This is a genomic window from Streptococcus mitis (genome assembly GCF_026782895.1).
In the GTDB taxonomy this organism is placed as follows: domain Bacteria; phylum Bacillota; class Bacilli; order Lactobacillales; family Streptococcaceae; genus Streptococcus; species Streptococcus mitis_CB.
Map to the genome: position 1 here is coordinate 80308 of NZ_JAKUXJ010000007.1, position 22302 is coordinate 102609.

Sequence of the window (22302 nt, forward strand, 5' to 3'; positions counted from 1 at the left end):
AAATGTTTAAAAAACGTTGATATGATGCTTTTTTCTTATCTTAAAAACTTTTTTACCAATCTCTTTATTTCACAGGTATCTCCTTCATCACGCGTGCAGGATTACCAGCTAGGACAACATTGTCGCCAAATGACTTAGTGATTACAGCCCCTGCTCCAGCAACGACATTATTTCCAAGTGTCACTCCAGGAAGGACAATGACGCCACCTCCAGCCCAGAAATTGTCACCGATGGTAATGGGCTTTCCGTATTCCACACCTGAATTACGTTCCTGCGGGTCCAATGGATGGAGGGGAGTCAAGAACTGACAGTTGGGACCAATCATAGCATTGTCCCCGATGCGAATTGGACAAACATCCAGCATGGTCAAGTTCCAATTAGAATAAAAATTTTTCCCTATATGGATATTGACTCCATAATCGACCACCAGGCGTGGATTAACATAAAGATTTTGTCCGGTTGACCCAAACCAAGCCTTGATGATTTCGGCTCCCTTTAAGGGATCTTCTTCCTTGTTAAAGGCAGACTGTTTTTGGCGAGAAGCCTGAGCCAAGGCCCTCAATTCTGGGTCCGATGGACGGTAAACCTCTCCCGCTATCATTTTCTGGTATTCACTGGTCATTGTATTCTTCTCCTTGTTCCCTACTATCATATCAAATTTTCTACGTGTCTGACTAGGATAAGGGGTACTTTCTACAGTTTATGCTCTGATTTTCATCATATACTATCTATCTCACTAAACGAATACGGGTCACGATTCCATCTGGGTCTGTGATTTCCAACTGGCTAGATGTCAGCCACTTGATTGGTGCATTAACTTCTTGTGCTCGTTGCGCAATCGCTAACAGCTCTTCTTTACGAGCGACTTCAATGACATAGTAGGCCAAACCTGGCAAGTCTTGCTTACGCGGAGCCAGACCTTTTCCTCCCCATTCATTGACTGCTAAATGATGATGGTAGTCTCCATCTGCAATCCAACTAGCACTAGGTACACTGAATTTATCCTCTAGTCCTAACACCTTTTGATAAAACTGGCTGGACTTTCGACTATCCTTGACGGACAGATGAATATGCCCCATTCTCGTACCCTCGGCAAGAATGAAAGGCTCTACTCTGTCCCCCAACTCATAGATATTCTGCGTCGCAAGGGGCTCAGTGACCCCTATAATACGACCGTCTTCTCGAATATCCCATGTGGAAACCGGCTTATCTCGATAGAGCTCGATGCCATTCCCCTCCAAATCCTCCAAGTAAAGAGCCTCACTGTAACCGTGATCTGCACCGCCAACAAGAGGAATCTGTAAATCTGTCAAGTGTTTCAAGACATCAGCCAAAGCCTTTCGTGTCGGTAAAAGAATAGCCAGATGGTAAAGACCATAATGTTCCCTTACTTCTCCGCTCTCTTGTACTTGAATCAAGTGTACCAAGGCTTTTCCACCAAGTCCCAGAATAGCCTCTGTCTCAGTCTGAGATAAGATTTCTAAACCAATAATCTGCTGATAAAAGGCTGTTTGACTCTCTAAGTCCTTCACATTTAAAACTGCCTCTGCCAAATAAATGTGGCTCTTGTATTCATAGGTCATAAATGGTCCTCTTTCTCTATTGTAATCAATTTTATTACATCTATTATATAATTCCCACCAAGAAAGTCAAGCCAAACAACTTATAGATTATGATTCTGTAATCTTGTCTATATGGGATTAGAACGAGAAAATCTACAGAGAATTTAATCAAACCATTGAAAAATTTTAACCAGCTCTAAGATGACTCTCATCTCAACCTCAACAGAAAAGGAGCGGATATGATATCCTACTCCTTATTCTTGTCAGAAAATCTAATTAGAATTAGTCTTCTTTTTTCTTGCGAGCAACAAGTCCAAATCCGCTCAAGACACCTAAAAGTCCAAGCGCTGCAAGGCTAGCATTGTCTGCTGTACCAGTGTTTGGAAGCTCTGCTTGTCCTGTTTGAGGTAACTCTTTCCCATATTCTGAATGTTCCCCATGAGATGACTTGTCCTCTTCTTGGGTAACCGCTTCATCTTGATGAGAACCTTCTTGTTTTGTAGGTTCATCAATCTTAACAGAATTTGACTGAAGGTATTCTTGATTCTGTGGTTTCGTTACATCATCACCTATTAACTCAGTATACAAATGGGTAACAATGCCATCTTTTTCATGGGTCATTGTATATCGATATTTCTTACCATTTTTCGAAATGATATCAGATTTAGGAGCCAATTTACCAATTTGAATTGGAACAAGTTCTTCATTTGATCCAATAATAATATGACGAGTAATCAATAATGAGTCTACAGGTAATGCTGGTTGTACTTCTGGTTCACCTTTTTCACTAAAGTATTCTAAAAAGTCATAAATAACTGTTTTTTCATTTTCATCAACTGTACCTATTTCAGGCGCTGATGTAGCACGATGTCCTTTGTAAAAATAAGACTTACCATCTTTTTGAAGTATTGTTCCCACTTTAGGAGCAGTAGACGTATATTCATCTCCTATAGAAGCATCTTGTGTTAGTAGTTTTCCTGCTGCTATTTCAGTAGTTGTCCCTTCTAACATGTATTTCTCAAATACATTTCCACCAGTTGCTAGTTTATAGACATAGGTAATTTCAGTAGTTCCTGAAACAACTTTCCCTGTTTCTGTAGGAGAGCCTGTTTTCAGTCCTACTAGTTTATATTTTTTACCATCTTTGGTGATTTCTTGTAGTTTTACCGTTGTAGCATCATATGAAACCTCTTTGTTTGTTGTCGTTGGTGTTCCTACTACTACTTTTTGATTATCCTTATTTAAGTAATATTTAGTTTCTGTAGAAGATATCACTGCATCTTTAACAACATCTGTACTTTCTTTAATAGAAGTTCCATCCGCTAATTCATACTTAACAATGACACTACCTTTACTCTCAGTAGTTTCTGTTTCTTCCTTAGCGTAGATGTTTTTAACATTAGTTAGTTGATCACTAATATGGTAAGCACGGGTTGGTTGGTATAAGTCGTAATAATGAATTTCACTATAAATAGGCTCAGATATTGACGCATGTTGTTCATATTTCGTAGGTGCGGCAATTCTATATCGAACTCCATCTTTTTCATATTCTTTATATAATTGGCCTAATCCATATTGATATCTAGTATCTTCACTATAATATTTCGAACCAAAATAGCCAAATCTATAAGCTAAATAAGTTTTTTCTGGTTGATTAGAATCATCATCTTCACTAGGATAATAAGAATCTGTACTCTTATCTCCTAGTTTAAAATCTACATTTACTTCAAACACATTTTTTACAAAATTTGCATTTGTTGGAACTTGGTCGACATACTGAATTGCTTTATGAGCCTCTTTAAACTTCGTGACATTTGCTTTTTCACTCTCGTAGTTAGCAGTGTCTTTAAACTCTTCAATATTTCCAACAAATTTTGGTTCTACTTTATCTCGAGAATTTTTCCATCCTACTGTAATTTCTTTTTCGCCAAACATTTCTTTTAGCTTAGTTATATATTCTGTCACATCGTTATATTTTACAAACTTTCCGTTTTCTCTTATATAACCATTAAACTCCTGATGTACAGAATAAGTAGGACGATTCTTATTATCTACTGCATTTTTATTTGTTAATGTAACCTTATAGATTTCTTCCCATGTCTTTTCTTTTTCAGAGTTAGTGACATCTTCGTCTTTTAAATCTCTTAATCTCTCATCTAAAAGATTATTTAAGCCTTCCTCTAATGCTTTCTCATTAAAAAATGCACCCGCCGTATACGCTTCTTGTTCCGTTGCTGTAGAAACAGATTCTTTTAATGCTACCTCATTTTTTTCAACAACTAATATAGTATCTCCTTCCTTAATTCCACCATCAGTTGTTATATTTTCTTTTGTAAAATCTTTAGCATCATTTTCACCTTGTTTAAATGTTTCAACAGCCCAAGAATCATTGGCTGTAGTTGGTTTTGTGGCTAAAACATACTTCCCATATTTTCCTTCATCAGTTTCAGAAACTAACCAAACTCGACTACCTTCTTTAATATTGTTATAGCGAATACTTCCATCTTCATTATGCAAGTTTCCAGGATTTGCATGTACTGTAATATCATTGAAAGTTGTTTCCTTAGTAGTCCCCTCATGTTTATCTACTTCTGTATCAATCTTATGATATTTTTCTCCGTTCTTTTCTAAAACTTTATCAGCTTCTTTGATTTTACTTAAAACATCATTAGTTAAATTTGCTACATTTCCTTCATAACGTTTGCCAAAAAGTCCACGAATTTTATAATCCATAGTAGTACTAGAAAGGTGTTTATCACCAACAGGAATTTCTACATCAGATTCTTCTTTCAGCACTTCGCCTTCTTTTGTGACATAAGAAATTTTTGAATCCTTAAAGTTATCTTCTCCTTGTTTTTTTATAGTTTCCTTTTCAACTCTGTCTAAATTATATTTGGCTCTACCTTCATTCTCGCGATGATTTCTTTCATATCCATCTTCTGTCCCCGTTGCATGATAATTCAAACCATCAAACACATGCATTTTTGGCATTGTATAGCTACCAGTACCATTACTCAACGTTTCCATTTCCACATTATCTTTTGCAGGTGTTACTGTAGTTTCATTAGCTGTATTTGTAGTTTCTTCAGCCAATACCGGACTAGCTCCAACAACCATCATCCCTAATAAAACAGACGCTGCACCAATTCCTTTATATTTACGTAATGAATATTTTTGAATTGTATCTTTTTTCATAAGGTCTTTTCCCTTTTATTTCTTTCTACTCATTATAAAAAATTATACTAACTATACTAGTATATCACTCTCAGTTTCCTTTATCAAACAATTATACATAAAGGAAATTAAAAAAAATAGATAATAAGATATCCAATAAAATCTCATTATCTATTTCATTTTTAGGCGTTCATGAGTGATAAATATCTCTTAGAAACTTGTTCTTTTGAATATCGATTCACAAACTTACTTGTATTTTCTAGCTCGATTTCTTTATCAGTCTCATATAAACACTTGATAAGATGCGCTAACTCCTCTGGTGTATCATATAAGCAAATATCTGAGTTCTTAGATGCATAATATTGATGAGCAATTTCAACATTAGAAAGCAAGGGAATCAATCCAAAACTCATAGCTTCAACACAGGCATTGGCAAATAATTCCTTTTGGGAAGTTGAAATATAGCCATCATGTTCCCAATAAGGTACCTCATCTACATATCCAACAACATGAATGGTAGATGGCAAAGTCGGATACTCTTTCTTCAATTTTTCAATATCTCCACCATATAAGAATACTTCTACAGGTAGGCCTTCTTGTTCTAACTTCCTAAAGGCTTCTATAATCCATTCTACCCTTTTTACCTTACTCATATTCCCTACATAACAATAGGAACTAGGCTTTCTTCTTTGTAATACTGCTGAGGAAACTTGAGGTGCAAAAATCGGTGGCATAAATTGTGCGTGATACCCTAAATCTTGCAAGATTGATGTTAATACTTCTGAAGCTACTAAATATCTAGTTTTTCTTCTTAGATTATGAGCTGGATTTAGCAATACATTGTCATGGATATATTCCCAATAGAGACGGTTTGTATTTTCTACAAAGCGCCATAATTTGGGAGTCACCACGTTATGTTGATCTCGAATTAAGATGTCTTTCTTATCTGTAAGACTGATTAATACCTGAATCAATAAGTCTTCGTAGGTTAACCACTCTCCATCTTTATAATATAAATAATTGTCCTCCATCATATAAATGGGGCTTGGTTCTTCTCTTGGCTTATAGTACCGTGCCCGCATCGCTGTCGAACCATCTCGATTTAACCATTCCAGTTCTTCTTTTTTATTTTTCTTTAAATATAATCCAGAAGTAAAATATAGGGTTTCTTCTTCTAATTCAATGCTAGCCACAAATCCATTAATCACAGTCATTTTTCCATTAGGATACCTATCAATGATATCGGAAGGACGAATACTTAATTCATCATGACCAATATCTGATTGATAATGGCTTACACTCACTAATTCATCCCTTTGGAAGCCTATTTGTTCATAGCCAGCCTTCCAATCGGGTCGAACTTGAGGATGGGTTAAAATATATAGATGTCCCCAACCTAAATAATCTGCAATTTTCTTTCTAGACAATTGGGATGATTCAAAGCCATATTTTCTAACCTCTCTTTGCCAGAGCCCTGGATGTATTGTAACCATTTTAGTCATAACAATCTCCTATCATATACGGTAACCTTCGCGACTCATTTATCTGTACTTGTTTGTCAGAAAGATTTACTAATCTGAATTATATCATATGAATCATACTTTTACTAGATTCTATCAATATACCTAACATCTACTTAATACCCCAATAAAAAATCCAAGCTAGTGCATGGATTTACATTTCCTAATATATATATTTATGCTACCAGCCAAGTGAAACCCTTTCAAATTGACAACCTAATCGTCGCAATTCTTTTTGACGGTCCTCATAGTAGGGGAGAGAAATACCTGTGATGGTCACATGGGGCAGGTCTTTCAAATGGAGGCTGACTGATGAAGTAAAATGATAGACATGAACGAACTCGTATTCTTGAAAGAGTTGGGCTAGGACATCTTCAAAGATCAGCTCCGTCTCCAAGTAGGTCACATCAGGGATAGTGAAGGTTTCCTTGGGATGGGGTAGATAGAGGTCAATGGCCAAGGCCTTGGCATAGGTGCTGATAAAGCGGATGGAGATTTGATCGTCCTCTTCAGAGAACTTTTGCCCCAACAGGACCTTGACTGTCTTACCATTTGAGACGGGTGCTTGTGGCAGGTCAAAAAAATGCTCCAGATAAACCAGCTTTTCTCTAGCTACGACATGGTAGTCGCTGCGATAGAGAGTAAAGTGCTTTTCCGTCCGCTTAATCAAGTCATCTCTGGTTAAGCCTAAAGAGCCCACCTGACTGGGCTGAAGAGGGAGGGCATACATACCCAAGGGATAAATATCCGCATAACCATCATCGAAACTCATGAGGTGTTGATAGGTCGAACTAGCAACCAAGTCCAGAATCAAGCTATTGTCAAAGCTAGCATAAAAGATGGTGTCATAGTCGCCGGCAAGCTCCTGACAAATCTGAGCCAAGTCCTCTGTCGTCTGAGGATAATGAACATGGTCAAAATCCTTTGCATAATGCTCCTGACGGGCATTTTTGACAGGACTGACATAAAGGCTGACAAAGTCCTGATTAGGATAGAGTCCCTTGATATGCTGGGCAATCTTGGCCTGCAAGGGCGTTGTGGCAATGATGAGGTGTTTCATCTCTTTGATTCTCCTAGGTGGTGATGTTGCAGCAAGGTCTCAACGACTTCAAAGTCCAAGGCATCGTCGATATCATAAGAATAGAGTTTGGGCATTTCATAGGCTACTGTCTTATCTGTGTAAAAGGTCTCATCTCGTAGGTAAAGGTCCTTGCGAGAAATCCAAATACTACCGTTGGGATAGTAATAGACAGGCTCTTTCTGCCGAGCATAGTGCTTGGAAACCTGAGGCGGACGGATAAATGACGACTCCGCTAACTGCAAGTAAAGACTACGACTCTTGTCTGCCTTAACACAGGAAATCAGATGGTCGGCCCCAGACTGACAGTAGAGTTGATAGGACTCGACGAGGTGCTCCACCTCTCTCAAGGGTGAGGTCACCTGTAGATTCACAAAGACCTGCTCTTCCTCAAAGGGCTGTAAAAAGTCGTGTAAGGTTTCTAAACTAGAGGTTGTCGTCAAGGCCAATTCTTTTGGTCTGTGGACACAACGAATCTCTGGATAGACTTGTCGACAGAGTTCTAGATAGGCTAGTGAATCTGATGAGATCCAGATGTCACTAAATAGCTTGGAGGCTAGAGCGACTTCGATGGTATAGAAAACCAAAGGTTTGCCTGCTAGCGGTTTGATATTTTTATCCACTAAGCCGCGTGAACCCGAACGGATCAAAATGACGGCTATGGGCTTAGATTTTGCTTTCATATAGTCTTCCTTTAGTTTTCTATTGTATTGGACTAGTGAGAAAACTAGATTGATCAACTTACAACATCCTATAAGTTCCTATCTAGTAGTTCGCGATAGCATTGGGTCACTGTCCCTAGTGAATAGTGAGATGCTAGGGCGATATTTTCTGCATTTGACTGGCTATAGTCTGCTTGCTCCATCTCTTCTATCATTTGGAGCAGCTCTGATTTGGTTTTAAACAAGTTGATAGCATTGGACTGGCTAGCATAGAAACGATGAGCGATATCCACATCCGATAATAAGGCTAACAAACCTTGATTCAAGGCTTCAACACAGACATTAGCAAATAACTCTGTGTAACTTGCAGACAGATAGCATTGGTGGAGATGATAAGGCACTTCGTTAACGATACCTTTAAAGTGAATGGTTGGCGGAAGATCATATTGATTCTGTAATTCTGCTAGACGTTCCTCTGAGCCGCCATAAAAGGTAATCTTGGCCTTAGAACCACGTTTATAGAGTTCGATAAAGGCTTCAATGACAAGTTCAACGTTCTTGCCTTCTCTCATATGACCCACTAGGCAATAGTCCAAAACAGGTCCAATTTTTCTTAGCTGACCTAATTTTTCTGTAAACATTGGTGGTAAAAACTTGGTGTCATACCCTTGTTTCGCCAAAGTATCAGTCAACACTTCACTGGCGACTAGATATTTGTTTGCCTTGCGCAGATTGGCGAGGCGTAAGTCTCGCATGACATTTTCATGGACGACTTCATAGTAATTTTTGTCCGTGTTTTCCATGTAACGCCAGAGGCTGGGTTTGGGAACGATTTGTTGGTCACGGATAAAGAGATCTGTCTGTTTTGCACATCTGAATAGGAACTTAACCAACAAGTCCTCTTCAGAACGGATTTCTCCTCCTATGCGGTAGATATACTCTGGATAAAAGATGGTTACAGGAGAGGGGTCTTTGAAGGGATCGATAAACTTGGGTACTCTCATGGATTTCCTTGGCTGGATGAATGGTGACAATTCTCGACATGATGTAGACTCTTTCTCTCTTATTTTCTGCTTATAAAGGAAAAACCACCCTCACAAAAAGGCGAGGGTGGTTCATCCGTTACAATGCTTGGGGATTTCCTAGCAAGTTCCCCCTCAAAAGGACTTTATGCTATTCTATCACAAAGACTGACCATCTGCAAGATAGACTGGATTAGACAGGATAGCTTGGGGGAGTTTTCTTATTGTTTATAAATCGATTCTCTGAAATCATCTGTGCTACGTAGGTAGGCATTGAAGATTTTTTGTTTACAACTTTCAAGAAAATAGAGAAGGCAAACTAGCCTTCCCCATTTTAAGGTTATATAATTTTACAACTTCCTTATAAAAAGCTATTGAAACAGACTATTTGTTCACTAGTTGCCTAGTTTACCCATTCACCATTTCCATTTACTTTATAACCGTCTGGTGTTGTTGTGCTCACAGCCAAAGCTCCAGAATCGTAGGCATAGTACCAGTGCGGTCCAACTTTAAACCAACCTGTCTTCATGATACCTGCTTCGTCAAGATAATACCAAGTACCATTTTCCTTGTACCAGCCTGTCTTCATAGCTCCTGAGCCATCAAAGTAGAACCATCTATTTCCGTCTGTACCCCAGCCTGTAAACATAGCACCTGAGCTACTCAAGTAATACCAGCTACCATCTACTTTTACAAATCCAGTTTGCATGACACCTAGGTCATCCAAGTAGTACCATTTACCATCCGTTTTCACCCAGCCTGTCTTCAGATCACCAGACTCATAGAAATACCATTTTCCATTAGATTGCACCCAACCAGATTGGTCTGAACTAGAAGTTCTAAATTCTTTCAGCGCTTTTTCTACAACGACTGCTTTACTTTTAACTGTTGAAAGGTTTGAGGAGGTCACTTCTGTATACTGAATAGCAGGACCATATCCACCAGCCAATTCCTCTGAAGAAGCATCATCACCTAAAGCTAGAGAAATCGTTGCTACTTTCTGAGAACTAGCTGCATTTTTAAAAGCAGCGAGCCCCACATAGGTAAATTTAGAATTGATCAAAGCCTCATAATAACCTGTAAATTCTTTAGATGTTCCACCCTTCTTTTTCGCTACATAATTTGCCTTCTCAGCATGCCAATTTTCAATTGCTTTTAGAAAACCTTCATAGTTCACATCTAAAGCTTCTCCTCTTATACTATTACTAGATGGAAAAGCAGTCCAGATTTCTTTCGTAGAAAGACGCTCAGGTTTCAGAGTTACTGACACCTCAGTAGCTCGTACAAAAGCAGTTTTCTCAAGATCAGTAGACCATTTGATAGGAACATACTTATCTACCAAACCTTCATCAGCTGCTTCCTTACGAATCTTATTAATCGCATCCAAAATAGTTTGTTTATTTGGGGTTAAAAATTCTCCCTTAATCCCAACCAAAACATTGCCACTAGAGGGATTTAGCACTTCTGAGCTCAAGACATTTTCATTTCTACCATCTGCAGATTGTGTTGCCACCAATCTGTCATTGGCAAAAACATCATTTGTCAAAACTGCTCCAGCTAAAGTCAAAGCCAAGGCGCTAGCAAATACAATTTTCTTCATTTTTTCTCCTTTTATCCTTTAGATAGGACAGGTATTTTCAATATTAAATTATATCATATTTTCCTACTCTTTGCCCATTTCTACTAATGTTATAAAGCAAATGCTATTCACACCACAAAGTAGAAACTCCATTCTTTATTTCACAACAAGCTCATAACGTGTCTTACTTGTGAAGGTTTGACCAGCTTTGAGAATGACTTGGTCTTTGAGGTCACTATGAATGGCATCTGGTAAAGCTTGCGCTTCAAGAGCAATCCCATTGTGCTGTACCATTGGCTGACCTCCTATGATGACACTCTCATCCACAAAGTTTGCTGTGTAGACTACAAAACAAGGAGACTCTGTCTTGAAGAGCAAGAAGCGACCTGAGTTTTGGTCATAAAGGAAACCAGCATTGTCATGACCTGAAGGAAGAGCGAATGGATGATCCAAACCAGATACCAGCTGGATTTGCTCATCTTCTTCTGCAAAGATATCCTTCAGCAAGGCACCATTGTAGATGTGTTTGACCACATCACGGTCGGCTTCTGGAGTTTTGGCAGGAACTCCGTCGGGAGCGATTGGGTAAATGCCCTCTGTGTTTAGTTGGAAGACATAGCTGTCAATCGTCTGCGTGAAATCACCAGACAAGTTGAAATAGCTGTGGTTGGTTGGATTGACCAGCGTATCCTGATCGGTTGTTATCTTGTAGCTGATTTCATAGGCACCAGTTTCTTCCAAGTGGTAACTGATCCAAATCTTGAGATTTCCAGGAAATCCTCCTGTCCCATCTGTACGCTCTGTGTAGAGGGTCAAGCCATGGTCGCTCACTTCTATAACTTCAAACAAACTAGAATCCCAACCTGTTGAACCACTGTGGTTACAGTTGCTAGCATTGTTGACTTCAAGGTCATAGGTCTTGCCATTAAGCTCAAATGTCGCACCAGCAATACGACCTGCAACAGGGCCTACGCTAGCTCCATGCTTGGGACTATTTCCCACATAGCTTTCAAAATCATCAAATCCCAAGATAACATTTGCAAAATTTCCAGCCTTATCAGGTGTGACGTAGCGCAAGATGGTCGCACCATAAGTCATGACCTCAAGTTGGTAGCCACCGTTCGTCTCAAATCGATAGGTCAAAGCATCTTGTCCCTCAACATTTCCAAACACACGCTCTGTGTATGCTTTCATTCTCTTCTCCTTTTTCTATTTCTCTCAAGCAAACAAACCATAGAAAGCGAATTGACAATCTATGGTTTGTCTGATAATATACAAATCCTCTTTCAAGAATTCATAAATACTGTCTTACTTTTGATATTCGTGGATGATCACACCTTGTACCACACGGTTTACTGTACCTGTAGGAGACGGTGTGTCAGGTTTATTTTCTACCTTAAGTGAAGTCAATAGGGCAAAGAGTTGGGCATAAACAATGTAAGGGAAGACACGATAAATATCATTCAAGACACCACCACAACCAAGGGCCACTTCTTTGACATTTTCAAGACCAAAAGTTTGATCACTCAAAAGCACAACACGACGAGCAATCTGATCACCAGCAACTTCACGAACCAAGTCCAAGTCGTACTTACGAGTATAGTCTGTCGTTGTACCAAAGACCAAAACAACTGTATCTTCGTTGATAAGAGATTTTGGACCGTGACGGAATCCAACTGGACTTTCATACATAGTCGCAACTTGACCAGCCGTTAATTCCAAGATCTTGAGCTGAGCTTCATGAGCAAGTCCAAAGAAAGGACCAGCACCTAGATAGATGACACGGTTAAAATCTAGATCAACAAGCTCTTTGACATCTTCTGCATTGTCTAGAACTTTACGGGCAAGACTAGTCACAACTTCAAAACGTTCAGATTTCACAGCAAATTCTGTAGGATCAAAGACCAAGAGAGCTGTCAACATCATAGACGTAAAGCTAGAAGTCATGGCAAAACCAGCATCATTAGAGGCAGCTGGTTGCAAAAGCAAGAGATTGCGGTCATCTCCATGAGCCTGAAGAGCTAATTTCCCATCTGCAGCACAAGTAATCGTCACTTGGTAAAGCTCATCCACCAAGGTTTTAGCCAAATCAACAGTCGCCACACTTTCAGGCGAGTTCCCACTACGAGCAAAAGATACAAGGACAGTCGCAACATCTTTTTTCAAATAAGTTTCTGGATTGGCAACGATATCTGTTGTCGCAATAGCATTGAAATTCCATTTTCGTTCGTCATAGACTTCCTTAAAGTAAGGTACCAAGGTATCTCCTACATAAGCAGAAGTACCAGCACCTGTCAAGATAACCTTGATATAGTCATGTTTATCAGCAATCCCTTGTAGAAAGGCTGCAATTTCTTCACGCTTTGCTTGATAAGATTCAAAAGCTTCTTTCCATACATCAGGCTGTTGGTAGATTTCACGTGTAGTGATTTCTGCACCCAATTCGAGCAAGTCTTCTTTTGTATAATGTAGCATTGAGTTCCTCTTTTTCTATTAAATATGGGAATGGGAGTAAGCCCCATTCCCATGTATATTCTATATAAAATGCTCTAACGATTTTCACGTTTTCACATCGTATACTCAATGAAAATCAAAGAGCAAACTAGGAAACTAGCCGCAGGCTGCTCAAAGCACTGCTTTGAGGTTGTAGATAGAACTGACGAAGTCAGTAACATATACCTACGGCAAGGCGACACTAGTATGGTTTAAAGAGATTTTCGAAGAGTATTATTCATCTTCGTCATCATCGAAGCCAGCTAACAGGTCATTAACTTTCACAATACTTTCTGCAGCACGGTTCTTATAGTCCGCATCTGCGCCTGTAAGGCTCGCATTGATAAATTCAATCACCATTGGAAGATTCATCCCTGCGTAAAGTTCGATGTCACGACCTTCCATAATCAAACGGCTTACCACGTTACATGGTGTTCCACCGAGAAGATCCGCAAAGACTAGGAAATCATCTAATCCTTCAATAGCAGCTTCAAATTTTGCAGTAAATTCTTCTGGGCCATCTTCTGGAAGAAGAGCCACTGCATGAATATTGTCTTGTGGACCCATAATCATTTCAGTGCTACCTTTAAGTTCTTCACAGAAGCGACCATGACTCACCAAAATTAATGATTTAGCCATAAATTATGCGCCCATTCCAAGTACAAATTTACCAAAGGCAGAAAGACCTACTGCAAGAGCGATAATGATACCGATAGCTTTAGTAGAAGTCATACCTTTCTTACCAAGCAACCAGAAGATAAAGGCAGTAAAGATTGCTGGAAGCAAACGTGGGAAGATTTGGTTCAAGATGTCTTGGAAATCAATCATCTTTTCACCGATTGGCAACTTGTAAGAAATTTCAAAGTTGATCATTGTTGCTACAAGAGCACCCATCATGAAGACACCCAGTACAGATGCAGCGTCAATCAAAGCTGTCAATGTACTTTGCATGTTGTTGATAAGGTTAACCCCTTCTTTGTAGGCAAATTCCAACTGTTTCCAACGGAAGATGTCATAAGCAACTGCAACTGCGATCCAAAGGAAGATACCCCAAGGTTGGCCAGCGATAGCCATAGTTGCTGCGACTGACCCCATGATAGCAGGTACAAGCGAACCAAAGATTGTATCTCCAAGAGGAGCAAATGGCCCCATCAAACCTGTCTTGATACCGTTAACCGCATCTTTTGAACCTACACCATCTTTTTCTTCCATGGCAAGGTCAAAACCAGCGATAATGGTATGGAAGAATGGTGAAGTATTGAAGAATTGAGTATGAACTTTCATCATTTCTTTCAATTCAGGAGTGCCATCCCCATACATTTTACGCAACTGAGGCAGGATCATGTAAAGGTAACCAGAAGCTTGCATACGTTCGTAGTTCCAACCCAATTGGAAAGTAAACAAGCTACGTTTGTTGATTTGATTAAAATCTTCTTTTGTAAGTTTGTAATTAGAATTCGTCATCTTCGATTTCCCCACTTTCTGATGGTGTAGAAGGTGCTGCTACAGCTACTTTTTGGCTATTTTTGAAGTGAAGCACTGCTAGGAAGATACCTACGATAGAGATACCAATCATAGACAATCCTTTGAAGTTGTTCACGAAACCAATTTTTTCAGCAACATCTTTAGGTAGAGTACCGATAATACCTGCAACAGCGCCACCAAGACCTGTTACATATGAGTAAAGAACAGTCAACATAGCTGTCAAACCAAATCCCATAGCAAGGTAGTGAAGGTTACGTTTAACTGGAAGGTAACGAAGCAAGATTGCAAATCCAAGACCTGGAAGCATACGTCCTGCAAGTGTCAAGCCATCTGCAACCCATTTGTAGGCTTCAACGAAGTCTACCACTGATTGTACGAAGGCACCACCAAAAGCAAGGGCAAAGAAGACTGGAAGGGCACGAGATAGAGCCCAAGGAATCGCACCAAGCAAGTAGTTGCGTTCAATACCTTTATAGTCAAAGCGTTCGATTGCAGCATCCACACGGTGAGCGAAGAAAGTAGTTGTCATACGTCCAAGAACGTCGAAGTAAGTCAAGAGAGCTGCTACTGGCACAGCGATTGTTGTAATCGCCAGTGATGCATCAATTCCTTGTGAAACAGAGAAGGCTGTCGCAAGAACCGCACCAGAAGTTGCGTCGATACGAGAAGCACCACCGAAGGTACCAACCCCAAGAACGAACAGTTGCAAGTTACCACCGATAAGCAGACCAGTAGTCACATCTCCCATAATTAAACCAGTAATGAAACCAGCAAATACAGGGGAACCTGCAGATGAAACGATCGTCAACTCATCACAGATTTGATAAGCTGAGTACAAAGTGAGAAGTAAAATTTGCCACCATTGTATCATAACAATGACCTCCTAAAAATTTTTTCCTATTTTAATAAGCTCAAAAAGTCTGAAATTGGATCATTTGGAACCATTTGAGCAGTAAGTTTAACACCTTTTTCTGCCAATTTGTGGAAGTCTTCCACATCCTTGTCTACTACGTTGATAGAACGTGTGATGGGACGAGTTTCTGGTGTCTGAGACATATTCCCAACATTAAGGGTTTCAAGTGGTACACCTGCTTCTACCAAACCAAGGAAGCGGTCTGGTTTACGAGCAACGATAAATAGACGTTGGCTATCGTATTTACCAGCAAGAATATTGGCTGCCGCTTTTTCAATTGGCAAAATACTCAATTTTACACCTGGTGGTGTCGCAAGTTTCAAACCACTCTTTTCAACGTCGTTGTTGACAACTTCGTCATCTACAACCATAATACGTGAAACATTTAGTTTTCCAGCCCAAAGATTGGCTACTTGTCCGTGGATCAAACGTCCATCGATACGGCATCCTACAATTGTCATAAGTTTTCCCCCTTTATGTGTTTTAGTGTAGGTTTTCGAGTTAAATGAATCTCTTCTTTATATTCACCTTCTGTTTCAAAGATAATGATACGGTTATCACCTTCCTTGAGATAGCTATGAGGGATATAAAGCGAGAGGGTCGGGCCGACGTTCCAAAAACGTCCTAGATTCTGCCCATTGACAAAGGCAACTCCCTTACCAAACTCAGATAAGTCTAGGTAAGTATCTTTTGACTCTTGGACTGTAAAGTCATAAGCGTAAAAGGCTGGTTGCCCTTCTGTCCATCCTTTTGAAAAATCAATTTTCTCAGGATTATCTAGTGGGAGTGGATAGTGTTTCCAGTTTAGTAGGAAGTGCAAATCCTTACAAACCCCTGTCCGAATTCCCTTACGTTGCGTATCTGCTAAGAACTTATGTCCATAGTTGACACGCCCCATATTTTCTACCAAGATATCCAATCTAGATAGCGCTTTCTTTTCGCCTTGATAAAAAATATCTTCCCCAATCTCTGTCTGATATTGGGTTTCAACCCACTGACCATCAACATAAAGCTGAGCCCTATCTCGACCGTCAATGATACGAAGTCTTTCTTCTTCTGCATCCCAGTTTGTTTCTGTTTGATAGAGTAGATAGCCATAACTTTGTCCCAACTCCTCCATCTTTTTAGGATAGAGGCTTTCTACTGGACTTGACAAGCTATCCAGGGTTTCAAACAGGGAAACTTTTTCAACTAGTGGAATAGCATCCAACTCCATACTCTCTTTGTAGAGTGGTTCCAACTGGGGATACTCTGGGAAATGTGTTGCCATCATCTTCTTGACTGCCAAATATTTGGCAGTTGGATTTCCTTCTTCATCCAGAAGGGCATCGTAATCATAAGATGTAACTTGTGGCAGGTCCAAAGTCCCTCGAGCTGAGCAACCATTCATGAAACCAAAGTTTGTACCACCATGGAACATGTAGAGATTGATAGAGCCTTGTTCCAAAACCTCTCGAACTGCATCTGCCAACTCTTTCGGATCCCGTGTGATAATCGGCTCTTTCCAACGATTGAACCAGCCATCCCAGAACTCCATACACATGAGCGGCCATTTCTTGCCATGTTCATCAAAGAATTCCTGCATCTGTGAAAAGTTGTACGGAGCTTTAGAACCAAAGTTCCCTGTTACAAAGAGGTCATCTTCAATCAAGGTTCCAGCTTTCAGAGTAGCTCGCCATGGACCATCTGATGTAAAGAGGGGACAGGTGACGCCACGCTCTTCCATCAACTGTCGAATTGCTCTTAGATAAGCCTTATCTTCGCCATAAGAACCATATTCATTTTCAACCTGCATCATAAGGATATTGCCACCATTGTCCAACAAATGTGGAACCAATCGTGACAAGAGCTGGTCATAGTAGTGACCGACAGCCTCAATATAGGCTGGGTCTGAGGAACGAATCCTCATATCTTTGGTTAAGAGCCAAGCTGGTAAGCCACCGAATTCCCACTCCGCACAGATGAAGGGCGACGGACGAACGATAGCGTAGAGACCCAAATCTTGTGCCGTTTGGAGAAATCGCTCCAAATCCAGAGCTCCTTCAAAGTGAAACTCACCCTCACGAGGCTCGTGTAAATTCCAGGCCACATAAGTCTCTACTGTATTAAAACCAAGAGCCTTCAAGTTATAGAGCGAATGATACCAATCTTCTGGAGGAACCCTAAAATAATGAATGGCGCCAGATAAAATCTTAAATGATTTTCCATCGAGATAGAAATCATCTCGTATCTCAAATCGTGTCATATTCTTACCTTCTGACAACTAAAGTTTACGCTTTCATTTGTTGATATAGTAAATATAACTCAATATCTTACATTTGTCAATAGGTTTTCACGATTTTTTTCATTTTTACTAATTTTTACAAAAAAACTTATAAAACCTTACTATCTCAAGAAATAATTTCATCTTAATTGACATGTATAAAGATGTAAGAAATTCTATTAATTTCTATGTAAATTAACCTTATAGCCTATTATTCTAATTTTTTTATTCAAAAGGCTACTATTCTTTCCAGTTTTATGGTAAAATCTTTAACTGAGAAGGAAAATCGAGGTGAAAATATGGCAATTCCAAAGTATCAATATATTAAAGATGAGTTAAAGAACAAAATCATTTCTGGTCAATTTGCCAGTGGAGATAAATTCTACACTGAAGCTGAATTGATTGCAATGTATGATGTGAGTTCTATCACAGTTGTCCGCGCCTTAAACGACCTTGCCAAGGATGGCTATATTGTCCGTCAACAAGGAAAGGGTACATTCGTTTCACGCGCACGTAAACACAAACTCGTAGAGTTTTCAGATGTAGAAGTTTTTGAAACTAAAGATGATAAAGTTACCGTCCTTTCTATTGAGCGTGGAAACAAACTAAGCTACTTAGAAAAACTTGGACTACGCGGAGATCAGTTCTACTACAAGATTGAACGCGTACGCGAAACAGGTGGTGTTGTGTACATCTACCATACATCTTACATCCCAGAACAATACGTCAACGCAAATTATCCAAATCTTGAATATTATAGCTCTATCTATAACCGTTTCAAATTGGATTACCACATTCACATGAATGATGAACATTTTGAAGAAATCAATGAAATAGCATTTCCAACTCCAGAACATGTGGCTTCGGTCCTCGGAGTCGATGAACAATTCCCAACCGTTTTACAAACCAAGACTACTAAACTAGAGTCTACTGGTCAAGTTCTCGCTTACAGCGAAACATATAAACGAGCAGATTACTACAAAATCAAATTCATTTCATGTGACCGTGATCACTAAGAAGAAAGCCTGAGCCTTGCTTGGGCTTTTTCTATGCTTATTATATAACATTAAAAATGTATTTTCTATATGTCAATTAAGATAGACTAAATTTGTTTAAATTTTACTAAAATATAGGTCATTTTTATCAAAAGTACTTGAAGAAAAAATAAAAATCGAAGTTCTTCTACTCCTATAAATAGAGTAATCGAACTTCGATTTTATTTTAATTATCCTAAACCAAGACGTTCAAATATAGCATCCACTCGTTTAGTGTAATAAAGAGGGTTAAAGATTTCGTCGATTTCTTCTTGAGTGAGGCGAGAAGTTACCTCTGGATCTGCTTCGAGAAGTGGTTTAAAGTCTACTTGGTTGTCCCAAGAGTAAGCTGTTTTTGGTTGCACCAGGTCATAGGCTTGCTCACGGGTCATGCCTTTTTCAATCAAGGTCAACATAGCGCGTTGGCTGAAAATCAAACCAAATGTCGAGTTCATGTTGCGGATCATGTTTTCTGGGAAGACTGTCAAGTTTTTGACGATATTTCCAAAACGGTTGAGCATGTAGTCAATCAAAATGGTCGTATCTGGTGTGATGATGCGCTCAGCTGATGAGTGAGAGATATCACGTTCGTGCCAGAGAGCAACATTCTCATAGGCCGTAATCATGTGACCACGAATAACACGCGCAAGACCCGTCATGTTCTCAGAACCGATAGGGTTGCGTTTGTGAGGCATTGCTGAAGACCCTTTTTGCCCTTTAGCAAAGAACTCTTCCACTTCACGTTGCTCAGACTTTTGAAGACCACGGATCTCCGTTGCCATACGCTCGATAGAAGTCGCGATGCTGGCAAGAACCGCAAAGTACTCAGCGTGAAGGTCACGAGGAAGCACCTGTGTAGAGATTTCTTGAGCACGAATACCCAATTTGTCGCAGACATATTGCTCTACGAATGGTGGGATGTTGGCAAAGTTACCAACCGCACCAGAAATCTTGCCAGCTTCCACTCCGGCAGCCGCATGCTCGAAACGCTCGATGTTGCGCTTCATTTCGCTGTACCAAGTTGCCAATTTAAGACCAAAAGTTGTCGGCTCAGCGTGTACCCCGTGGGTACGACCCATCATGATAGTGAACTTGTGCTCCTTAGCCTTGTCAGCGATGATGTTGGTGAAGTTTTCAAGGTCACGACGAATGATGTCGTTGGCTTGCTTGTAAAGGTAACCATAGGCCGTATCCACCACGTCAGTAGAAGTCAACCCATAGTGGACCCACTTGCGCTCTTCACCAAGCGTCTCAGAAACCGCACGTGTGAAAGCCACCACATCGTGACGAGTCTCCTGCTCGATTTCCAAAATACGGTCGATGTCAAAGTCCGCCTTCTCGCGAATCAAAGCCACATCTTCCTTAGGGATTTCCCCCAACTCAGCCCATGCCTCATCAGCCAAGATTTCCACCTCAAGCCAAGCACGGTATTTATTTTCTTCACTCCAAATGTTCGCCATTTCAGGGCGAGAGTAACGGTTGATCATGTTGTTAATTTTTCCTTTCTTTTTCTACTTCACGATGTGCAAACAAATCATAGAACATTGATTAGCCAAATTATTCAAATTCTTCTTTCCCAATCCATACAGACGGGTAATGTTCCAATGAATTAAGGTCTGTATCCAGTGGCAAGTCATAAATTGCTAAATAGTTTTCAGGATATTGAGCAGTTAGTTCTTTATATTTAGCTTGTACCTTATCTTGGTCAGCACTAGCATACAAGACTTCCACGACTGCTCCAGTCTTATCCTTTTCAACAAAAGCGTTAACGATGATTTGAATCATAGGAATTAATCAAGTCCATAGTATTCAGTCTTGGTGAATACTAGGCCCCTTGCTCCTTTCTTTTCTTCTAATTTATTTTTTCTAAAAAGTAACTTTAGCCGAATAAGGAAAGCTGCTCATTATTACCATGTTCAGAATATTTATCATTTGATTTATTAGCATTTTTTTTCATTTTATAGTAATAATCCTTTGTTTCTTTCTGAACAAGCTTTTCAATAACCTGTTCTTCAAATTCTGCTATATTCTTAAACTTCATTATTCCTTTTTCTGGCTTAGGAATATAGAAGAGTCCAACATATTTATTTTGGACAAGTAAATTATAAATATTATTTAATGAACCTTTACTTACCGAAATATTCCCAAACCGATTTTTACTGGTGTCTTTCCAAATTACTAAACCAAAATCAGCATCATTAGACATAGCTTTATCCTTTATCATTTGAGCTTCTCTAGTATATTTCCCGTTTTTAAAAAATTTTTCATTTTCAGTGTCTACAGGAATACGCCTATCAATCCATTCTAGATCTGAAAGGTTTCTAGGACTAGGACCTACATGATAAACCTCTACATTTTTATAATTATCTGCCTTAAGCATATCCTGTATATTTTTATCAATCCCTTTAGCATCACCTATCAAGATTGTATAATTTCTTTTACGACTATCATCAACTGACTTAATAACTTCTTGGGGAATTTCTTTGCTTGAAATACTCCCACTTATGAATATTTTTCTCATATGAAACACCTCAAGTTATTCTTCATCACTCTCTTCATCAACATTCTTACTCACAGTCCAATATCCATTAGAATTTCGATACACAGATAAATAAAAAACTCTTTTAAAATCATTTTGTTCAAATGCTTGCTTAACCTCTCCGAACAAATAGTGCTCTTGCCAAATCTTGACGTGTCCAGGTTTGTCATCTCTATAAAAATATAAATCTATGAACTCACTTCCATTGTTAACAGACAATTTACTATATTTTGAAATTCTACATTCATATTTTTTAGGAATGCCTCCATATTTATTTTTTGTAAGACTAATAAATCTAATAAAAATATTTGGATTTTCCCGTCTTAACGCCGAAACAGTGTAATTTGCCGTATTACCTTCACCAAATAAATCATCAATTAATAATACACTTTTTATATTACTAGGTAAATTTTTCGATACATAATCATCAGCACTGATTTGAGAATCTTTAGCTTGTTTTGATGTTCGCTTTCCGAGTACAGAAAAATCAACTTTTTTCCCACTAACCTCACTTAGACGCTCAGCTATCATGTACATAATCTTTAAGTTCCCATCTGGATTATCTTTATGAAATGGATTAAAACTAGGTACAGGAAGAATAATATCACAATTTTCAACATAAATTCTTAACTGTTCCACCAAATAATTGATTTCGTGTTGAACATGACTATAGGTAAGGGAATTATTTTTTATGTATCCATATTTTATAGCGCATATAGCTTCTCCTATATTAGTGTAGCCATTATCTTGATACCAATCTAAAGCCAAAGCCTCATCCGCTAATCTAACCTCTCCTCTTAAATCAATTGTCATTATAAAATATACTCCTAAATATTACCTATTAAGTTATTCAAACTCCTATTTCCCAATCCATACAGATGGATAGTGATCCAGTGTATTCAAATCAGTATCCAGCGGTAAATCATAAATTGCTACGATTCTATCCTTTTCGGCGAAAATATAAAAAATGAATTAATC

The 22302-nt window shown here is 39.1% G+C and carries 20 protein-coding genes and 1 pseudogene; 1 reads left to right on the top strand and 20 read right to left on the bottom strand.

What is annotated here, in order from left to right:
- Positions 1-64: 64 nt before the first annotated feature.
- The 15 genes from MK480_RS09150 to MK480_RS09220 form a co-directional block, all read right to left on the bottom strand.
- Positions 65-622 carry a sugar O-acetyltransferase gene (locus MK480_RS09150; protein ID WP_268707563.1) on the bottom strand — a complete coding sequence of 186 codons (558 nt, stop codon included), beginning with the start codon at positions 620-622 and terminating at the stop codon, positions 65-67.
- Positions 623-728: 106 nt separating this feature from the next.
- Positions 729-1583 carry a VOC family protein gene (locus MK480_RS09155; protein WP_268707564.1) on the bottom strand — a complete coding sequence of 285 codons (855 nt, stop codon included), beginning with the start codon at positions 1581-1583 and terminating at the stop codon, positions 729-731.
- 261 nt (positions 1584-1844) lie between these two features.
- Positions 1845-4757, bottom strand: a complete 2913-nt coding sequence (locus MK480_RS09160; protein ID WP_268707565.1) for an LPXTG cell wall anchor domain-containing protein — start codon at positions 4755-4757, stop codon at positions 1845-1847.
- A 161-nt stretch (positions 4758-4918) separates the two neighbouring features.
- Positions 4919-6238, bottom strand: a complete 1320-nt coding sequence (locus tag MK480_RS09165; RefSeq protein ID WP_268707566.1) for a glycosyltransferase — start codon at positions 6236-6238, stop codon at positions 4919-4921.
- A 199-nt stretch (positions 6239-6437) separates the two neighbouring features.
- Entirely contained in the window at positions 6438-7316 is an 879-nt protein-coding gene (locus tag MK480_RS09170) for a glycosyltransferase family 52 (protein WP_268707567.1), read from the bottom strand.
- Positions 7313-8017: an acylneuraminate cytidylyltransferase family protein gene (locus MK480_RS09175; RefSeq protein WP_084923568.1), complete on the bottom strand. Its 705-nt coding sequence runs from the start codon at positions 8015-8017 to the stop codon at positions 7313-7315. Before MK480_RS09175 ends, MK480_RS09170 begins: the two co-directional genes overlap by 4 nt.
- 68 nt (positions 8018-8085) lie before the next feature.
- Complete coding sequence (locus tag MK480_RS09180; RefSeq protein ID WP_268707568.1) at positions 8086-9000, bottom strand: glycosyltransferase; 915 nt, start codon at positions 8998-9000, stop codon at positions 8086-8088.
- A 421-nt stretch (positions 9001-9421) separates the two neighbouring features.
- Complete coding sequence (locus tag MK480_RS09185; protein ID WP_049544558.1) at positions 9422-10618, bottom strand: CAP domain-containing protein; 1197 nt, start codon at positions 10616-10618, stop codon at positions 9422-9424.
- Between the two features lie 135 nt (positions 10619-10753).
- Positions 10754-11791, bottom strand: a complete 1038-nt coding sequence (locus tag MK480_RS09190) for an aldose epimerase family protein (protein WP_268707569.1) — start codon at positions 11789-11791, stop codon at positions 10754-10756.
- 114 nt (positions 11792-11905) lie between these two features.
- A complete protein-coding gene (locus tag MK480_RS09195) occupies positions 11906-13072 on the bottom strand; it encodes an SIS domain-containing protein (RefSeq protein ID WP_268707570.1) in 1167 nt (388 codons plus the stop codon).
- 252 nt (positions 13073-13324) lie between these two features.
- The gene (locus MK480_RS09200; RefSeq protein WP_020903318.1) at positions 13325-13729 is read right to left on the bottom strand and encodes a PTS sugar transporter subunit IIA; all 405 of its coding nucleotides are present in this window, start codon (positions 13727-13729) and stop codon (positions 13325-13327) included.
- Positions 13730-13732: 3 nt separating this feature from the next.
- Complete coding sequence (locus MK480_RS09205) at positions 13733-14554, bottom strand: PTS system mannose/fructose/sorbose family transporter subunit IID (protein ID WP_033685252.1); 822 nt, start codon at positions 14552-14554, stop codon at positions 13733-13735.
- Positions 14541-15446 (bottom strand): PTS mannose/fructose/sorbose/N-acetylgalactosamine transporter subunit IIC, encoded by a 906-nt coding sequence (locus MK480_RS09210; RefSeq protein WP_000617009.1) that lies wholly within the window; start codon positions 15444-15446, stop codon positions 14541-14543. Before MK480_RS09210 ends, MK480_RS09205 begins: the two co-directional genes overlap by 14 nt.
- 26 nt (positions 15447-15472) lie before the next feature.
- Positions 15473-15949 carry a PTS sugar transporter subunit IIB gene (locus tag MK480_RS09215; protein WP_000156972.1) on the bottom strand — a complete coding sequence of 159 codons (477 nt, stop codon included), beginning with the start codon at positions 15947-15949 and terminating at the stop codon, positions 15473-15475.
- Complete coding sequence (locus MK480_RS09220; RefSeq protein ID WP_268707571.1) at positions 15946-17733, bottom strand: glycoside hydrolase family 35 protein; 1788 nt, start codon at positions 17731-17733, stop codon at positions 15946-15948. The genes MK480_RS09215 and MK480_RS09220 overlap by 4 nt, the downstream gene beginning before the upstream one ends.
- Positions 17734-18050: 317 nt before the next feature.
- On the opposite strand from MK480_RS09220, the gene MK480_RS09225 reads away from it, so the two are divergent.
- Positions 18051-18767 carry a GntR family transcriptional regulator gene (locus MK480_RS09225; RefSeq protein WP_045610828.1) on the top strand — a complete coding sequence of 239 codons (717 nt, stop codon included), beginning with the start codon at positions 18051-18053 and terminating at the stop codon, positions 18765-18767.
- Positions 18768-18976: 209 nt separating this feature from the next.
- On the opposite strand, the gene purB is transcribed toward MK480_RS09225, so the two are convergent.
- From purB to MK480_RS09250, 5 genes and pseudogenes are all read right to left on the bottom strand, one after another.
- A complete protein-coding gene (gene purB, locus MK480_RS09230) occupies positions 18977-20272 on the bottom strand; it encodes an adenylosuccinate lyase (RefSeq protein WP_084887369.1) in 1296 nt (431 codons plus the stop codon).
- Positions 20273-20342: 70 nt separating this feature from the next.
- On the bottom strand, positions 20343-20570 hold the full coding sequence (locus tag MK480_RS09235; protein WP_261015019.1) for a phosphoribosylaminoimidazole carboxylase: 228 nt from the start codon (positions 20568-20570) through the stop codon (positions 20343-20345).
- Between the two features lie 94 nt (positions 20571-20664).
- Positions 20665-21306, bottom strand: coding sequence for a hypothetical protein (locus MK480_RS09240; protein ID WP_261015020.1), 642 nt, complete (start codon positions 21304-21306; stop codon positions 20665-20667).
- A 15-nt stretch (positions 21307-21321) separates the two neighbouring features.
- On the bottom strand, positions 21322-22137 hold the full coding sequence (locus tag MK480_RS09245) for a phosphoribosyltransferase (RefSeq protein WP_261015021.1): 816 nt from the start codon (positions 22135-22137) through the stop codon (positions 21322-21324).
- Positions 22138-22182: 45 nt separating this feature from the next.
- Positions 22183-22269, bottom strand: a pseudogene (locus tag MK480_RS09250) (phosphoribosylaminoimidazole carboxylase); the annotation flags it as partial.
- Positions 22270-22302 lie beyond the last annotated feature (33 nt).

Excerpts from the sequence above, each read along its gene's own strand:
- MK480_RS09190 (WP_268707569.1), bottom strand. The coding sequence starts at position 11,791 with ATGAAAGCATACACAGAGCGTGTGTTTGGAAATGTTGAGGGACAAGAT.
- MK480_RS09205 (WP_033685252.1), bottom strand. The coding sequence starts at position 14,554 with ATGACGAATTCTAATTACAAACTTACAAAAGAAGATTTTAATCAAATC.
- MK480_RS09180 (WP_268707568.1), bottom strand. The coding sequence starts at position 9,000 with ATGAGAGTACCCAAGTTTATCGATCCCTTCAAAGACCCCTCTCCTGTA.
- MK480_RS09170 (WP_268707567.1), bottom strand. The coding sequence starts at position 7,316 with ATGAAACACCTCATCATTGCCACAACGCCCTTGCAGGCCAAGATTGCC.
- MK480_RS09225 (WP_045610828.1), top strand. The coding sequence starts at position 18,051 with ATGGCAATTCCAAAGTATCAATATATTAAAGATGAGTTAAAGAACAAA.
- MK480_RS09155 (WP_268707564.1), bottom strand. The coding sequence starts at position 1,583 with ATGACCTATGAATACAAGAGCCACATTTATTTGGCAGAGGCAGTTTTA.
- purB (WP_084887369.1), bottom strand. The coding sequence starts at position 20,272 with ATGATCAACCGTTACTCTCGCCCTGAAATGGCGAACATTTGGAGTGAA.
- MK480_RS09215 (WP_000156972.1), bottom strand. The coding sequence starts at position 15,949 with ATGACAATTGTAGGATGCCGTATCGATGGACGTTTGATCCACGGACAA.
- MK480_RS09195 (WP_268707570.1), bottom strand. The coding sequence starts at position 13,072 with ATGCTACATTATACAAAAGAAGACTTGCTCGAATTGGGTGCAGAAATC.
- MK480_RS09175 (WP_084923568.1), bottom strand. The coding sequence starts at position 8,017 with ATGAAAGCAAAATCTAAGCCCATAGCCGTCATTTTGATCCGTTCGGGT.
- MK480_RS09150 (WP_268707563.1), bottom strand. The coding sequence starts at position 622 with ATGACCAGTGAATACCAGAAAATGATAGCGGGAGAGGTTTACCGTCCA.
- MK480_RS09160 (WP_268707565.1), bottom strand. The coding sequence starts at position 4,757 with ATGAAAAAAGATACAATTCAAAAATATTCATTACGTAAATATAAAGGA.
- MK480_RS09165 (WP_268707566.1), bottom strand. The coding sequence starts at position 6,238 with ATGACTAAAATGGTTACAATACATCCAGGGCTCTGGCAAAGAGAGGTT.
- MK480_RS09200 (WP_020903318.1), bottom strand. The coding sequence starts at position 13,729 with ATGGCTAAATCATTAATTTTGGTGAGTCATGGTCGCTTCTGTGAAGAA.
- MK480_RS09210 (WP_000617009.1), bottom strand. The coding sequence starts at position 15,446 with ATGATACAATGGTGGCAAATTTTACTTCTCACTTTGTACTCAGCTTAT.
- MK480_RS09245 (WP_261015021.1), bottom strand. The coding sequence starts at position 22,137 with ATGACAATTGATTTAAGAGGAGAGGTTAGATTAGCGGATGAGGCTTTG.
- MK480_RS09220 (WP_268707571.1), bottom strand. The coding sequence starts at position 17,733 with ATGACACGATTTGAGATACGAGATGATTTCTATCTCGATGGAAAATCA.
- MK480_RS09240 (WP_261015020.1), bottom strand. The coding sequence starts at position 21,306 with ATGAGAAAAATATTCATAAGTGGGAGTATTTCAAGCAAAGAAATTCCC.
- MK480_RS09185 (WP_049544558.1), bottom strand. The coding sequence starts at position 10,618 with ATGAAGAAAATTGTATTTGCTAGCGCCTTGGCTTTGACTTTAGCTGGA.
- MK480_RS09235 (WP_261015019.1), bottom strand. The coding sequence starts at position 20,570 with ATGATTCAAATCATCGTTAACGCTTTTGTTGAAAAGGATAAGACTGGA.